Annotated in this window: 18 protein-coding genes; all 18 read right to left on the reverse strand. The window is 45.8% G+C overall.

The features are described from left to right. Nucleotides 1–4: 4 nt before the first annotated feature. The 18 genes from ACKKE8_RS18260 to ACKKE8_RS18345 are packed head-to-tail and all read right to left on the reverse strand — an operon-like array spanning nucleotide 5 to nucleotide 16,074. On the reverse strand, nucleotides 5–343 hold the full coding sequence (locus ACKKE8_RS18260; RefSeq protein WP_409174311.1) for a hypothetical protein: 339 nt from the start codon (nucleotides 341–343) through the stop codon (nucleotides 5–7). Between the two features lie 46 nt (nucleotides 344–389). Beyond that, complete coding sequence (locus ACKKE8_RS18265; protein WP_409174312.1) at nucleotides 390–1,808, reverse strand: DUF342 domain-containing protein; 1,419 nt, start codon at nucleotides 1,806–1,808, stop codon at nucleotides 390–392. A gap of 31 nt (nucleotides 1,809–1,839) precedes the next feature. Continuing rightward, on the reverse strand, nucleotides 1,840–2,628 hold the full coding sequence (locus ACKKE8_RS18270; protein ID WP_409174313.1) for a FliA/WhiG family RNA polymerase sigma factor: 789 nt from the start codon (nucleotides 2,626–2,628) through the stop codon (nucleotides 1,840–1,842). A gap of 16 nt (nucleotides 2,629–2,644) precedes the next feature. Beyond that, on the reverse strand, nucleotides 2,645–3,028 hold the full coding sequence (locus ACKKE8_RS18275; protein ID WP_409174314.1) for a hypothetical protein: 384 nt from the start codon (nucleotides 3,026–3,028) through the stop codon (nucleotides 2,645–2,647). Between the two features lie 3 nt (nucleotides 3,029–3,031). Beyond that, complete coding sequence (locus ACKKE8_RS18280) at nucleotides 3,032–3,517, reverse strand: chemotaxis protein CheD (protein ID WP_007719270.1); 486 nt, start codon at nucleotides 3,515–3,517, stop codon at nucleotides 3,032–3,034. After that, nucleotides 3,504–4,130 (reverse strand): chemotaxis protein CheC, encoded by a 627-nt coding sequence (locus tag ACKKE8_RS18285; protein WP_048033437.1) that lies wholly within the window; start codon nucleotides 4,128–4,130, stop codon nucleotides 3,504–3,506. Before ACKKE8_RS18285 ends, ACKKE8_RS18280 begins: the two co-directional genes overlap by 14 nt. Before the next feature lie 5 nt (nucleotides 4,131–4,135). Next, the gene (locus ACKKE8_RS18290) at nucleotides 4,136–4,612 is read right to left on the reverse strand and encodes a chemotaxis protein CheW (protein ID WP_007719278.1); all 477 of its coding nucleotides are present in this window, start codon (nucleotides 4,610–4,612) and stop codon (nucleotides 4,136–4,138) included. Between the two features lie 16 nt (nucleotides 4,613–4,628). Beyond that, a complete protein-coding gene (locus ACKKE8_RS18295) occupies nucleotides 4,629–6,653 on the reverse strand; it encodes a chemotaxis protein CheW (RefSeq protein ID WP_409174315.1) in 2,025 nt (674 codons plus the stop codon). A 21-nt stretch (nucleotides 6,654–6,674) separates the two neighbouring features. Continuing rightward, a complete protein-coding gene (locus tag ACKKE8_RS18300; protein ID WP_409174316.1) occupies nucleotides 6,675–7,790 on the reverse strand; it encodes a chemotaxis response regulator protein-glutamate methylesterase in 1,116 nt (371 codons plus the stop codon). 31 nt (nucleotides 7,791–7,821) lie between these two features. Next, nucleotides 7,822–8,685 (reverse strand): MinD/ParA family protein, encoded by an 864-nt coding sequence (locus ACKKE8_RS18305; RefSeq protein ID WP_409174317.1) that lies wholly within the window; start codon nucleotides 8,683–8,685, stop codon nucleotides 7,822–7,824. A 4-nt stretch (nucleotides 8,686–8,689) separates the two neighbouring features. Beyond that, complete coding sequence (gene flhF, locus ACKKE8_RS18310) at nucleotides 8,690–10,036, reverse strand: flagellar biosynthesis protein FlhF (protein ID WP_409174318.1); 1,347 nt, start codon at nucleotides 10,034–10,036, stop codon at nucleotides 8,690–8,692. After that, the gene (flhA, locus tag ACKKE8_RS18315; protein WP_409174319.1) at nucleotides 10,033–12,075 is read right to left on the reverse strand and encodes a flagellar biosynthesis protein FlhA; all 2,043 of its coding nucleotides are present in this window, start codon (nucleotides 12,073–12,075) and stop codon (nucleotides 10,033–10,035) included. Before flhA ends, flhF begins: the two co-directional genes overlap by 4 nt. An 18-nt stretch (nucleotides 12,076–12,093) precedes the next feature. Then, entirely contained in the window at nucleotides 12,094–13,191 is a 1,098-nt protein-coding gene (gene flhB, locus ACKKE8_RS18320; RefSeq protein ID WP_409174320.1) for a flagellar biosynthesis protein FlhB, read from the reverse strand. After that, on the reverse strand, nucleotides 13,188–13,970 hold the full coding sequence (gene fliR, locus ACKKE8_RS18325) for a flagellar biosynthetic protein FliR (protein WP_409174321.1): 783 nt from the start codon (nucleotides 13,968–13,970) through the stop codon (nucleotides 13,188–13,190). Before fliR ends, flhB begins: the two co-directional genes overlap by 4 nt. A gap of 3 nt (nucleotides 13,971–13,973) precedes the next feature. Continuing rightward, nucleotides 13,974–14,243: a flagellar biosynthesis protein FliQ gene (gene fliQ / locus ACKKE8_RS18330; RefSeq protein ID WP_007719290.1), complete on the reverse strand. Its 270-nt coding sequence runs from the start codon at nucleotides 14,241–14,243 to the stop codon at nucleotides 13,974–13,976. A 30-nt stretch (nucleotides 14,244–14,273) separates the two neighbouring features. Continuing rightward, complete coding sequence (gene fliP / locus ACKKE8_RS18335) at nucleotides 14,274–15,035, reverse strand: flagellar type III secretion system pore protein FliP (RefSeq protein ID WP_409174322.1); 762 nt, start codon at nucleotides 15,033–15,035, stop codon at nucleotides 14,274–14,276. Then, a complete protein-coding gene (locus tag ACKKE8_RS18340; protein WP_409174323.1) occupies nucleotides 15,032–15,712 on the reverse strand; it encodes a flagellar biosynthetic protein FliO in 681 nt (226 codons plus the stop codon). The genes fliP and ACKKE8_RS18340 overlap by 4 nt, the downstream gene beginning before the upstream one ends. Then, entirely contained in the window at nucleotides 15,712–16,074 is a 363-nt protein-coding gene (locus ACKKE8_RS18345) for a response regulator (protein ID WP_007719294.1), read from the reverse strand. The genes ACKKE8_RS18340 and ACKKE8_RS18345 overlap by 1 nt, the downstream gene beginning before the upstream one ends. Nucleotides 16,075–16,110 lie beyond the last annotated feature (36 nt).

A 16,110-nucleotide genomic window follows, 5' to 3' on the forward strand; every position in this document is an offset into this window, starting at 1 on the left:
TCGTTTATAAAGAAATATCTATAATACGTCCACGCAATGGATCTCTCATGAGATCAGCATTCGTAGCTACACCTTCGCTCGATTCGGACAATTGACTTCCAGCGGATTCTTTTTTGTCCTGATGTTCTTGCTGTCCTTGCTTTTTTTCTCGTTCGCGTATCTGGTTCTTTTGTGATTGCTCAAGATCGCTCGGGCGCTGGCGCATATGTTCATCCAGGTCTCGTCGCTGATCAATCATTGATTGTTGTTCATGCATGGTTCGTTGTTGCTGATGCTCCTGAATTCGGCTGACTTCTAGCGTACGTGGTATTGCCACCTGCAATTCAACCGCTTTCAAACTCATATGGCCCCAACTCCCTTTGTCACACTAAGTATGTAAGCATCCTGGATTAGATAAGAGTTGCTGTGCTAATTTCACCGTCCAACACAATAAATCGCGTTCTCGCATACTCGTGCTTGATAAAGTGCACCAGCTTTCCAAACGTCATTTTAATTCCTGGATACATCACATGATATGCCTCAATAGCTGCTGGTCCTTCCCCTTTCAGCTCAAGTTCAATATCATTTCTGCGTCCTTCCAATTCCTTGCTTTCTTTTTCCAGAACCAAACGAGTATTGGTTAGCTTGATTTGCATGAGACGTTTGTCTGCTGGAAGTTCTTTGCTGACTTGAAGAATCTGATTAATAACGCCTAGTCCTTGATCTGTTTTGCGTAAATTTTCATACACATTTTGTAGTTCTTTTTGAATGTTCGCCAACTCTTGTCTTAATTCCGGTTTTACTCCTACTTCGAGTATCGTAGGAGTGGCGCTGCTATTCCCAAATACCCGTGCCACTATCTTTTCCCCAGCCTGCAGCACGCCGCCAATGATGAAGCCTTTTGACCCTTTGCAAATAATTTGCTTTCCTGCTCGTACGGTTGAAAACATGATGCTTTGTGAAACAATCACTTGATTGCCAGCCGTTACATTGGCGTTTTGGATAAAGGATGTTCGGACATCTTTCCCCGCAACAATGCAGCCTTTGTCCTGGGCAACAATCCCGCTTTTGATTTCAATGGAGCCTTCCGCGTACAACTCGGCCCCTTCTACACTGCCAAGTACACGGATATCTCCTGATGACTTTACGCGAAAGCCATTCAATACGTTCCCGCGAATGACCACCGTTCCCACAAAATCAATATTGCCAACACCAAAATCAACATCCCCGTTTACTTCAAATACGGGAAACACGTTCATTTTTGCCTGTTCCGTAAAGGAGACTTGTCCGTCAATAGCGGCGTATAGCATCGTCCGCTCTTGATTAAGCACAACATTTTTCCCAGGCTTTATGTTTATTTCCTTGCCGGCTTTGGGAGCGATGGGCTCTCCGGTAACTGCTGTCCCTGGTTGTCCCTGGCTTGCTGATATTTTACGTGCCAAGAGTTGTCCTTTTGCTACATTAGGGATTGTCGTCACATTATAAAAATCAACACGGCCATCCTCTAGCTCTTTTGGACCTTCCCCTTCATTAATAGAAGCCAAATAAGGGTACTCGATAGTCGCATCGGTTCCGGCCACAGGTGCAATCCCCTGAGCAACCTTTACTCTCGCGTTTGCATACTTCGCAGGTAAGGTGCACAAGTTCTGAACTACATCATCGAAAATTCCATACTTCACATTGCTTGCTTGTAATGCTTTGTAAACATCTGTTTCCAAGATAACAATTTCGTCGATATCTTGTTCGTCCACACGGAGAAGTACCTCAGCCTCCAATTTATCAGCTGAAATTTTTACTTCTATTTTATATTTCCCGATCCCTTCCATCATTCTACCCCTCTCAAGCTTGGGTAATGTCCCTTTACATCAATTGCGATTTCCATCTGGACAACGCAGAACGAAGTCGGAAAAGAGCTTTGGAGTGCAACTGGGATATTCTTGAAGGTGACAAGCTCATGATTTCCGCAATTTCTGATAAGGTCATTTCTTCAAAATAAAACAAGGAGACAACCAATCGTTCCTTTTCAGGCAATTTGTCGATGACCGTTACTAGAACCTCTTTTAAGCTGGATACTTCCGCCACATTATCAGGGCGAGGTGTGAGCTCGTCGATGATATAGGAATGTCTTGCTGTTTTTTGTTCGTCTTCATCCCCTACTGCCTCATCGATAGAAACCATGCTGGCAAGAGAGGTTTCCAAGAAAACCTGTTGAAGCTCCTTTTTGCTTATTCCCAGATAATCAGACACTTCTTGATCGGTTGGCATTCGCAGCATTTGCTGTTCCAAGGTGGTGTATGCTTCTTCGATTTTTTTGGCCTTGTCTCGAACAGTACGAGGGATCCAGTCGTTCTCACGTAGTCCATCGATCATTGCACCACGAATCCGCCACATGGCGTACGTCTCAAATTGGAGACCCCGGGTATGATCGAATTTAGCCAAAGCGTCCAATAGCCCAAAGCGCCCATAACTAATCAAGTCATCCTTGTCCACATTTGCTGGCAGATTAATTGCCAACCGATTTGCCACCTTATCTACCAGTGGCAAAAAACGCGTGACCAAGTCAACCTCCGCCTCGCGACTTCCCTCTTGTTTCCACATGACCCATTTATCGAACTCATTTGCTTTTTCTTGACTGGTTAGCCGTGCCACGAATAGTCACCAACCTTTACTCATCTGATAAGCGCCTAACGACCTCTGCAACGGTGGCTGGATCCTCAGTAGGATGAATCCTTTCCATCTTGTTGATTGAGAGTGGTGCAAATGTTAGATCTTCCTGTTCCAATTGTTGTCCAATTTCCAGTACGACCCCACCTTCTGCTAGAGGAGAGCTTGTCCCCTCTAGCGTGTCCGTAACCATTGGTGGAGTAGATGACTGTATGAACGTTGCGAGCAGCCAACGAATTGGAAATGCAGCGAGGAAGAATAGGACAAATGCGATACCTGCTCTCTCCAGTGATACGAGCCAGACATTACTCGCCACAGCCGTACCCAGCGTCACAAGAAATGCGAGCATTCCTAATCCAAAATTAATCCAAATGGTTCCTAACATTTGTTATACTTCCTTCACACCTTGATTTACGGTCCTGATTTGAAGAATGCCGTTTGTGGCATCTAACTCTATTGTCCGACCGCAGTTTCCCCCTGTATCTTCTGCCACGATCTTTATATGAGCATCCTTCAATGCAAGTTTGCACGCCTCTACATTCCGAGGCCCAATCCGCATGGTGTCATTATTCCCCAAAAACGCGAACATTTGTGCACCGCCAGCCAATTTCGCAACTGTATGTCTGGTCTCCGCACCAGCCTTCACCATCAACTGAATCAGATGGGGGATTGCTGTATCCGCATACTTGCCTATCGTTAGCTCCCCGCTTTTAGCCAAAGACGATTCCGGGAGCATAACATGTGCCATACCTGCAATTTTATGGATATGATCGTAGAGCACTACCCCTACGCAAGAACCTAAACCGGTAGTACGCAGCTTACTCGGCGGCTTTGCCACACCAAGATCAGCCATCCCTATCTTAATAATCTCCATCGAACGGAACCCCTAATGAACGAAATAGTATTGGGAGCGATTCAGGATCAGGAATTAAGAAAAAGTTCCCTTTTACTTGATCATTGCCTTCGAAAAAAGCGGTGTCAATCGTGAGGGCAAAGTCACCCGCTTGACCCAACGCTATTAATCCATAACTTAGAATAGCACCAGCCATATCCACAGCGAGTGCAGGTACGGACGGCTGCAAATTCAATTGTGTAAAATCAGCTAATGATGATAGATAAGAACCTGTTAAGATGTTGCCAATCTCATGCAGCGCTGAGATCTCCAGCTCTTCCCACTCGTACACATCTTTATTAATTCCTGTAATTTGTTCGAGCAGGTGTTTGGCAGAATCCAAATCAAGGATGAAAAACATGTTTCCTGGACAATCGCCTTCAACCCGGAGGAAGACGGTCACTACTACAGTTTCCGCTCCTCCTACACAATCTGCAACTTCGTCGAAGGGGATAATCTTGACTTGTGGAACTTTCATATCGATTTCTTTTTGTATGAGCTTGGAGAGAGCCGTGGCAGCGTGACCAGCACCGATGTTCCCGATTTCCCGTAAAACGTCAAATTGGAAATCCCCAAACTTCGTAAAATCGCCCATTTTACTTACCCCTCAATTGCGTCCAACTGTTTGATTTCCTCAGTGCTCAATACTTTATCGAGATTTAGGAGGATTAACAGTCGTTTATCCAGCTTAGCGACGCCTCGCAAATAAGCAGCTTCCACTCCTCCAACAACCTCTGGAGGCGGTTCAATCGCATCAACTGGTATATCGATTACATCGTTAGCAGCATCTACAATGAGACCCACTTCCAACTCACCTACGGCCACGATAATGATTCGAGTTGCTTCGGAGTAGACGCTTTCTTCGAGACTAAAGCGATTGCGCAGGTCAATAATCGGTGTCACAACGCCACGCAGATTAATAACCCCTTTGACGAAACTAGGCGTTCTGGGAACTCTAGTGATGTGCTCCAGCTTTTCAATGGATTTGACCTGATGAACCTCTACGCCATACTCTTCGTCCTTCAATCGAAAGACAATCACTTTGACTTCGCTAATGACTTCTTTTTGATCGAGCATGTGGCTGCCCCTCCTTCTACTTAATCAGCGAGTTACAATCTATGATGAGCGCGACCTGACCGTCCCCCAGAATCGTTGCACCTGAAATAGCAAATACATTGACCAGATATTTGCCGAGAGATTTTAGAACAATCTCTTGTTGACCGATGAACGAATCGACGACAAGCCCTGCCATTTTCTCACCTTTACGTACGATGACGACTGCTACTTCGTCTTCCATCGTTTCCCCATTATCAGGCACTTGGAAAATGTCCTGCAGCGAAACGAGCGGAACTACACGTCCCCGGAAGTCGATCACTTTTTGGCGGTGAGCCATCATGATTTGATCCTTTTTAAATACAGCCGTCTCAATAATGGAGCTGAGTGGGACAGCGTACTTCTCATCTTGCACTTGTACCAGCATCGCGGAAATGATAGAGAGCGTAAGTGGCAATTGAATGAGGAAAGTCGTGCCCTGGCCGCGCACAGAATCTACGCTGACACTGCCGCCCAACGATTCAATTTTGGACTTCACGACATCCAGACCAACACCACGGCCGGAAATATCCGAAACAACTTCCGCTGTACTAAAGCCTGCTGCAAAAAGCAGCTCGTGGATTTGCTTGTCGCTCATGCTATCTGCAGTAGCAGGATTGACAATCCCTCTCTCAAGCGCTTTTTTGAGAACTTTATCTTTGTTGATTCCAGCACCATCATCTTTTACTTCAATAAATACATGGTTCCCACTGTGGAAAGCGCGGAGCTCGATTTTTCCTTCCTCTGGCTTACCCGCCTTTTTCCGATCTGCTGGAGATTCAATGCCGTGGTCAAGCGAGTTACGCAGCAAGTGATTGAGTGGGTCCCCGATTTCGTCGATAACCGTACGGTCCAATTCTGTCTCCGCACCGATAATCTCCAGATTCACTTTTTTATTCAGATCTTTTTGCAGATCACGAATCATACGTGGGAAACGATTGAATACTTGCTCCACTGGAACCATTCGCATGGTCAGAATGATGTTTTGCAAATCGCCACTGATCCGGCTCATGTGCTCAACGGTTTCCTGCAGTTCATTCTTTCCGATCTCGCGTGCCAACTGCTCCAAACGACCGCGGTCAATGACTAATTCGCTAAACAGATTCATCAAGATATCCAAGCGTTCGATATCCACACGAATTGTTTTTCCACCAGCCGTCGCCTTCTTCACAGGTGCTTGAGGAGCTTCTGCTGCTCCTTTTTCAGCTGGCGCTGGCGTCTGTTGCACTACGGGAGCAGGTGGAGCTTCACTCTTCAATTGAATGGTTTCGATCGTCACATCTTGGATTTCCGAAATGTTAAGAATCGTAGTTCGTACTTTTTCAATCGATTGCTCCGTCACATAGGCGATTTCAAACGATTGTTCAAATCGCTCATTCTCGATATCTTCAACAGCTGGCTTCGTTTTGATCACTTCACCCATGGATTCCAATTGATCAAAAACCATGTACGAGCGAGCAGCCTTGAGCAAGCAGTTTTCATTCAATGTCACTTTGATCCACAAAACGTTATTTCCGAGCTCCTGCGACTGCTTCAAGACCATCATTGCATAATCATCCAGCTCATGGTCTTCAGCTGGTGTACTTTCCTCTTGCGGTGCTTCCACTTCCATCGTAGCAGCTGCTACTTCCTGCTCGGCTGAAAAGTCTCCAGCTACAATCGCCCGCAGCTTCTTTACAATAGCGGATACATCCGCTGAACCGTCTCCACCTTCTGTGATATCGATGACCATGCCCTCAATCAAATCTACGCTCTGAAAAATAGCGTCCATGATATCACTGGTAATCGTTAACTTCTGATTGCGAATCAGGTCAAGTACATTTTCCGCTTCGTGAGTCAAACTCGCCATGTCTTCAAAGCCCATGGTCGCCGACATACCCTTCAAAGTATGAGCGGAACGAAAAATCTCTTTGACGTGACCAATATTACCCGGATCACTTTCCAAGAGTAACAAGTTGGCGTTGATTGCCTGTAGGTGTTCCTTTGACTCCTCAATAAACATGTCCAAATACTGATTCATATCCATAGGTGATCCACCTCCCAAAAATCAGTGCAAGAGCTTGCACAACAGCTCCGGAATCTTTTCTAATGGGGCAACGTTGTCTGCCAAGCCTGCTTGAATCGCTGCTCGTGGCATTCCGTATACGACACAACTCGACTCATCTTCGATAATACTTGTGACAACGCCAAGCTCCTTCATGCGCTTTAGCCCTTTAGTCCCATCATTTCCCATGCCTGTCATGATGATTGCCCATTTGTCTACATTTGTCAATTGACTGACTGATTCAAACAGGATATCGACAGACGGTCTGTGACCGCCTCGTGGCTCCTCTTGATGTAAATAGGCCTGTAGTCTCCCATTTACTTGACGAACTTCGAAATGGAAGCCCCCTGGAGCGATGTAAGCTGTACCATTTTCCAAATACTCGCCATCGACAACCTCGGTTACTCGAATTTGGCATAACGAGTCTAGCCGATTTGCTAACGATTTTGTGAAACCTGCTGGCATATGCTGAACGATGGCAATTGGTGCCGGAAAATTCGCCGGAATTGCAGTCAGTACACTCTGCAATGCTTTAGGACCACCCGTGGAAGTACCTAAAACCACCAGTCTTGCCTTTCCGCCCACTTGTGACCGCATCACGGCAGGCGGGCTCGGTATTTTCGTACGTATTACTGGAGATGCCGGTGTAACAGGTGCACCTTTTGATTCTGAAGATACCGGTTTGACTACGCGAGAGATCTGCTTTTTCAGACGTACTTTCGATGCTGCCGCAGCCTTCACGCGTTCGATAAGACGATCGCCCACTTTGTGGATGTCGAGAGAAATTGGACCAGAAGGCTTCGTTACAAAGTCAAACGCGCCTAGTTCCAACGCATGAATCGTAGCTTCAGCCCCTTCTTTTGTCAGGCTGCTCAACATGACAATCGGAACCGGGCACTCATTCATCAGCTTTTCCAGAGCGTCCAAACCGTTCATAACCGGCATTTCAATGTCGAGTGTGAGAACATCCGGCGCCAGTTCTTTACATTTTTCAATACATTCGAGTCCATTCTTGGCTCGATCAATCACTTCAATCTCAGGATCCGTTGATAAAATGTCCGAAATCACTTTACGCATGAATGCAGAATCGTCCGTGACGAGAACGCGGATTTTGCTCATTCGAGTGTCGCTCCCTTCCTACTTTTATGTCTCATCGTATGAAGTGCCTCAGCTTCGCAAGAAAACCTTTGAGACCACTGTCAGAAGCATCTGAAGTAACCGGACGATCCAAATACCGTTCTACCAGATTTCGTATGCTCCTCGCGGCTTGCGATTGTGGATATGTAAGTAGAAAAGGACGCTGCAGTTTGACAGCTTTTGAAACATAAGGATCATCCGAAACATATCCAAGCGACTGAATATCCATATTCAAAAAGCGTTTGGAAACCATCGCAAGCTTGTCTGCCGTCATTTTCCCTTCTCTCTCCGACGACGCTCGGTTTATCACCAAGCGAATGGAGACAGCGGGATTACGTGCGTGTAGCATCTTGATGACTGCATATGCATCCGTTATCGCTGGTGGTTCGGGGGTGGTAACGAGGATGACCTCGTCTGAGGAGAGCATGAATCGCATGGATTCTTTTGAAAAACCTGCTCCCGTATCAAAAATGATTGTGTCGGCATAGCCTTGCAGCGGGTCCAGATGCGAGAATAAGCGATCAAGCTTGTGATCATCTAACTGCATAATCTGCGTAAATCCAGAACCACCCGCGATGAATTCTAAGCCTCCTGGCCCGTGCTCGATAATGTCCCAAACAGTCGTATCTGGCTCTAACAAATGAAACAGATGCTTTTTTGGTGTAATTCCCATTAATACATCCAAATTTGCCAGACCCAGATCCAAGTCAAACAAAACCGCCTTATGACCTTTCTCAATCAAACCAAGTCCAAAATTCAAGCTGAAATTGGACTTGCCGACACCACCTTTTCCACTCGTCACTGTCACCAGTCTAGTTGGTCGTGTCTTCTTGTTTTGTAGCATCCGCTCACGGAGTTGCTCTGCTTGGTCACGCATCTGTTTACTCTCCCATAATCATCGTTGAAACCAGCTCGGGTGTAGCTACAACGATATCATCTGGTACATTTTGACCTGTCGTTATATAGGAGAGTTGTAGATTCATCTCCTGACAAACATTCAAAATCGTGCCAAAGCTGTTCGTTTCATCCGCTTTTGTAAAAATGACTTGCTTCACTTGAACTTCCGCAAAATTTTGGACGATCGCTTTCATATCGTTGAATTTGGAACTCAAGCTAAGTACTAGGTAGTTCACGCTGTCTTTTCCATGCTCCAACAATTCACGAATGCCTTCCACGTATTCATCATTGCGAAAGTTTCGTCCAGCCGTATCGACAAAAATGAGGTCACAATCACTTAAGCGTTCCATCGCTGCCGCCATTTCTTTCGGAGAAAAGACAACCTCCAGCGGGACATTCAAAATGTTTGCGTAGGTCTTCAATTGTTCTACAGCCGCCATTCGATACGTATCAGCCGTGATAAAGCCGATCTTTCGTTTTTCCTTCAACATGCTGTTCGCCGCAAGCTTCGCAATGGTCGTTGTTTTTCCAACCCCTGTCGGACCGAAAAAGAAAGCATACCGTACGTTCTTACCCAGCTTTGGCGAAGATGCTGTATATGGCTCGATCATGGAAGTGATAATCGTTCGGCATACCGTAAACGCTTCTTCCTCCGTCCACTTTTCACCTAGTTGCGACATTTCCATTACTTTTCGAATGATTTCCGCTGTTAGCTCTTCAGTCACTTCTTGCTTCAATAACTTTGCACGAATAGACTGTATCGCCGGAGGAAGTTGTTCACTTAAGTCATGCACCAACAGCTTTTGAAACATTTGACGCATATCTCGCATTTCAGTGGCAATCGCGTCATGATTGCTTGCGGGTAAAGCTCTTTCTTGGGATGTCATGACAGGAGCATGCTGCTCAGCTGGCTCTCCTTGCTTTTGCACAGCTCTCGTATCTGCGATCTCTTCTTTTGGAGGCGTCGCAACCGCGGTTTGTGTCATCGCGGCTACGACTTGCTCCCTACCTGTTGATTCAGCTTGTTGAGTCTCTGATGTTTTTGTCACAGTTGGTCTTCGATACGCTTGAGCAGCCGTGTACGTACCCGTCTGCGATTTGGGCAAAACGTTGCTGGTTCGATGTTCAGCTGCTACTGTGGGATTTTCTCGCTCGGATGCCTTTTCATCGACAGCAGCGATTACTTCGATTCGTTGTTTGCCAAACATCCCGAACAATCCACCTGTTTTGATCGGCTTGGAATTAAGAATCACCGCATCCATTCCTAAGTCCGTCCTGATTTTTTCCATTGCTTCTGGCATCGAATCGACAATGTAACGTTTTACCCTCACGAAATGTTCACCATCCCTACGCTTTGCACTTCAACATGTGGTTCGAGCTCGCTGTACGACAAAACGGGAACGTCTGGCATCATGCGATCTACTAATTGACGCAAGTACATTCGGACCGCTGGTGATGAAAGAATGATCGGCTGTTGACCCGAGTTGATCATTTTGCTCACTTCAGTCGACATGTTTTGAAAAATTCGCTGAGACGTTTCCGGATCCATCGCCAGATAGCTTCCTTGCTCAGACTGTTCCACACGTTCAGAGATTGCTTTTTCCAATCCTGCTCCAGCTGTAAGCACGCGAAGTGGTTGTCCTGGCTCCGTAAATTGGAGTGTGATCTGTCTCGCCATCGCCTGTCTCACATATTCTGTAAGTACATCTGGATCTTTTGTATACAAGGCATGATCCGCAAGTGCTTCGAGGATGACGTGGAGATTTCGAACAGACACTTTTTCACGCAACAGCTTTTGCAATACTTTTTGTACGTCCCCAATGGCGAGCATACTTGGAATCAGCTCGTCTACGAGAACTGGTGCTGTCTCCCGTACATTGTCGATCAGGGCCCTTGTTTCCTGGCGACCTAACAATTCGTGGGCATGTCGCTTGATGACCTCTGTCAGATGTGTAGCCACAACAGATGGCGGATCGACAACTGTATAGCCAGACAGCTCAGCAATCTCCTTATTCTCTTCTGTTACCCATAATGCAGGCAATCCAAACGCAGGTTCTACGGTTTCTATGCCAACAATGGAATCATCTTCGATTCCCGGGCTCATCGCCAGATAGTGATCCAGCATGATTTCCCCTTTTGCGACCTGGTTGCCTTTTATTTTGATCATATATTCATTCGGTCGAAGCTGGATGTTGTCACGTATACGAATGACCGGTACAACGATCCCCATCTCAAGTGCGATTTGTCTTCGAATCATAATGACCCGATCTAACAAATCTCCTCCCTGCTTCACATCGGCAAGCGGGATTAAGCCATAACCGAACTCGAATTCGATCGGATCGACCTGTAACAGGTTCACGACGCTTTCTGGACTGCGTACTTCTTCCAATTGCTGCTCTTCCACCTGGTCGGCGGATTCTTGGATTTGCATCTTTTGGTTCTTCTCCATTTTCCAAGCAGCAAATGCCATTATCCCGCCTACCGGAAGTACAGGCAGAATTCCAATCGGTGTAAAGAGCCCCAGTAATAACATGCATCCGGCTACGATATAGAGAAGACGCGGAAAGCTGAACATTTGCTTGACGATGTCTTCACCCAGACCTTCACCAGAAGTGGAACGCGTTACAATAATACCCGCTGCGGTCGAGATTAAGAGCGCAGGAATCTGGCTCACCAGTGCGTCACCGACTGACATGGTAGTAAATCGAGAGGCAGACTCGGCAAAGCTCATATCGTGAATGAGCATCCCGATGATAAAACCACCAATAATATTTACAATAAAAATGATAATACCCGCGATGGCGTCCCCTTTTACGAATTTGCTGGCACCATCCATTGCTCCATAAAAGTCAGCTTCGTTCTCAATCTTTTTTCTTCGGACACGTGCATCTGCTTCTGTAATCATTCCTGCATTCAGATCCGCGTCGATACTCATCTGTTTACCAGGCATCGCGTCGAGCGTAAAACGTGCTGCTACCTCAGCTACACGCTCAGAACCTTTCGTGATTACGATAAACTGAATGATAATCAAGATCAGAAACACAACGAAACCGACGACTTGATTACCACCGACTACAAAGCTACCGAACGTCTCAATAACTTTACCGCCTTCACCGTGCGATAGAATATTTCTCGTCGTCGACACGTTCAAGGCTAGTCGAAAAAGTGTTGTAATAAGCAAAACCGTCGGAAAGATCGAGAATTCCAAAGTTTCTTTTGTATACATCGACACAAGCAAGATGGTCAATGCAAGCGAGATATTCAAAATCAACAGCAAATCAAGTAGCGCTGAAGGAAGTGGGATTACCATCATGACAACAATGCTTATGACAAAAAGGATCGTACCAACTTCTTTAAATTTGAATCCCACTGGTTATCCTCCTTCCATTTATTTCACTTTCCCTTGCAGCTTGTATACGTACGCGAGAACTTCCGCGACCGCTTTAAACATCTCTTCGGGAATTTGTTGCCCAACTTCAACTTGACTATAGAGAGCCCGGGCCAAGGGCTTGTTTTCCATGGTAACGATACGATGCTTTTTCGCTACTTCCCTTATTTTTAATGCTAGATAGTCTTGCCCTTTGGCGATTACCGTCGGTGCACTCATCGCACTAGCGTCATAGCGAACGGCAACGGCAAAGTGAGTCGGGTTCGTAATAATGACATCCGCTTTGGGAAGCTCCTGCATCATACGGCGAATAGCCATACTTCTTTGCCGTTCACGAATCTTCCCTTTGATGAGCGGATCACCTTCCGCTTGCTTATGCTCGTCCTTGAGATCCTGCTTGGACATCCGCAGATTCTTTTCATGCTCATAACGCTGATAGGCGTAGTCCAGAATCGCGAGAATGAAAAGCAATAACCCGAGATAGATTCCCAGCTTTGTCACCTCTTCGGCAGTAAACGATAGGACTGCTCCGAGAGACAATAAGGAAAGCTGTACAACTTGTTCCTTTGCATTCCACAAAATAACGTACGCGACATATATGCCTGCGCTTATTTTTAATAAAGATTTCAGTAGCTCTACGAGCGAGCGTAAGGAAAAAATTCGTTTTGCCCCTTTAATCGGATCGATCTTTTCCAATTTCATTTGAAGGGGTTCTGTACTAATTAACCAACCTACCTGCATGTAGTTCACCACAAATGCGACAAGAAAACTCAAGCCCAGGATGGGTCCTACAATTTTTATCGCTTCAAATACGAGCTGCATCACGATGACTTTTAAATTTTCTTCATTTACTTGCCACGTGGTGTATGTAATCAATGACTCTCGCATCATATCTTGAAATGTGCCTAGCATGGTAGAGCCAAGCATCATTAACAGAAAGAAAAATGCTGTCAAAGATAAGGCTGGGGAAAGATCCTGACTTTTCGCGACTTGCCCTTTTTTTCGTGCGTCTTGCTTTTTCTTGGGCGTAGCTTTTTCTGTCTTTTCCCCATTAAAAAATTGAAGATCTACTTGATAAGAAAGCCTCAATTGATTCATGGTGATCCTCCGAGCGATTTCATCATTTCTGCAAGTGCCCGGAACATGTTCCCAAACAATCCGTTCAGGGTCAGCAAGAACGCAGGCATCACCACGATTAGCAGTAAAAAGCCGGCAAGCAGTTTAATGGGCAAACCCACCACAAAGATATTAAACTGCGGGACAGATTTGGCGATAATACCAAGAGAGAGATCAACCAGAAACAATGCTACGACGATCGGTGCCGCAATCATAAATGCACTCACAAACATCGTTTGAAATGTTTTTACTGCTGTCATCATGACGTTTTCGCTTCCGAAAGCCGCCCACATGATGTCCACCGGTATAACCTGGTAACTGCTTAACACACCTTGTATCAGCATGTGATGCCCGTCAATACTGAAAAAGTACAGGACAGCGAGAATGTTTTTGAAGTTACCTGTCACCGGGATATATGTACCCGTTTTGGGGTCAATCACGTTTGCCATTGCGAGACCCATCTGCATGTCCATCAGTCCACCGGCAACCTGAATGGCGATAAACATCATTTCACATATGTAACCAAGAATGACACCAACAAGCGCTTCCTTCATGACGTACAAAATAAATGTCAAATCCATCGGAATCTCGCCTTGTACCGGCAAGGATTGAAAACTGATGACGGCCATGATAAACGCGAGACCGATTTTAAACTGATTCGGCACACCACGGATGGAAAAGAACGGAGCCGTTACAAAAAAGGCACTCATTCGGACAAAAACAAGCAAGAATACGGGCAGATACATCAGAAAAAGATTCATATGCTACCCAACAAAACGATGAAGGTTACCAAAGATCCCCATCGTAAAATCAAGCAGTACCCGAAGCATCCATGGACCAGCAGCCAAGATCACGACAAATACGGCCACGATCTTTGGAATGAAAGCGAGTGTCTGCTCCTGAATTTGTGTCGTTGCCTGAAAGACACTGACCATCAAACCGACCAGTAAGGCGACCCCAAGTGCGGGTGCCGAAATCAGCAGGATGGTATATACAGAGCTTTGGGCAATCTGCATAAGTAATTCTTGTGTCATGCTCTACCTCCTGAGGCATTCGGAATGTCGCTAAAAACTGGTCAAAAGTGATCTCACTATGAGATACCAGCCGTCCACCATGATGAACAATAAAATCTTAAACGGCAATGAAATCATAACCGGCGGTAACATCATCATCCCCATCCCCATCAAAATACTGGAGACGATCATATCAATTACGAGAAAAGGAATGAATATCATAAAGCCGATCTGAAAAGCCGTCTTCAATTCACTAATGGCAAAAGCAGGTACCAGCGCATTCAAAGGAATATCTTGGATCGATTTTGGTCGTTCGGCTTTTGTGTATTCCAGAAAAAGTGACAAATCTTTTTCACGCGTCTGCTTTGCCATAAATTCCTTAAAGGGTATGACCGCTGCGTTAAGTGCCTGCTGTTGCGATAGCTTTCCTTGCATAAATGGCTGCACGGCTGTTTCGTTTACTTGTCCGAGTGTCGGGGCCATAATGAAAAATGTCATAAACAACGCAAGGGCAATCAATACTTGGTTCGGTGGCATTTGTTGAGTTGCCAACGCATTTCGTACAAAAGACAAGACAATGATAATTCGCGCAAAACTGGTCATTAAAAGCAAAATCGCTGGAGCTACAGATAGTACTGTCAAAATCAGTAACAGCTGAATGGCCGTCGATGTCTCCTGCGGTGTTCCTGTTCCGCCGCCTATCTTCAAATCAATGCTTGGAACAAGTGGTGTCCCCGCTGGCGCCGCCATGACCATATCAGGTACGGATAGCAACACTGCGACAAGCATCAGCAGCTGCAAAAAATATTTCATTTTTGGTCCCCTCTGTCCTGAGCTTGCTCTTTCTTCCAATGTTCTGTTTGGTTTGGACGATTTTTCAAGTCGTTCCATTGACCCTGCAACAGATCTTGAAAGCTTTTGCCGTCCATATCAGAAGAAAACAAGATTTCTTCTTCTGCCTGCTTTTTCTTACCGAACGGGAGCCATTCTAGTGAGAATGGGCTTTTCATCGGTTTGATCTCAGCGTCACTCAAAATCAAATCTACTTCTTCACCCGGTTCGATCCTACGAAGCAATTGAACGTTTTCTCCCACGCCCACGATATACAATGACTCGCCGATCATCACAACCTGAAGTGTTTTGCCATTGCCGAGCGCAGTAGCGCTAATCACTTTTATCGGTCCATGACTTTGAGCCCCTTGACGTCGACCAAGAAAACGGAGCAATAAAAAGATCAATACTGCAATAAAGCCAAGCGAAAAGATGACTTGAACTAGATACCCGATCATACTTCCTGTTCCGCTGCCCGGAATGGCCGCCGGCTGTTCACTGCCGGCGGGCGCATTGCTAGTTGGCACTTTTCCCTGGTTGTACGCATCCGCTACTGAACCTTCCGCAAAAACGGTACTTGGCAGGGAGGAGACGAAAAGCAACAGGATCAGACTGAACGCTAAAATGAGTCTTGCCCCTGCATTCCGGATCATCATCATTAGCTCATTGTCTTTTTGATCGCTTCCAGAACACGATCCGCCTGGAATGGTTTTACGATGAAGTCTTTTGCGCCCGCCTGGATCGCATCGATTACCATCGCTTGTTGTCCCATCGCGGAGCACATGATCACACGCGCGTTAGGATCCAACTTTTTAATTTCTTTCAATGCAGAAATTCCATCCATCTCTGGCATGGTAATATCCATGGTTACGAGATCAGGTCCCAATTCTTTGTACTTTTCAACTGCTTGTGCACCGTCACTTGCTTCCCCTACGACGCTGTACCCGTTTTTCGAAAGAATTTCCTTGATCATCATACGCATGAATGCTGCATCGTCGACGATTAAAACTTTGTTAGACATGAATAGCTCCTCCCTAATACTTCCCTCTTGATTGTA

Origin of the sequence: Brevibacillus fortis (genome assembly GCF_046196545.1) — a bacterium.
In the GTDB taxonomy this organism is placed as follows: Bacteria; Bacillota; Bacilli; order Brevibacillales; family Brevibacillaceae; genus Brevibacillus; species Brevibacillus fortis_A.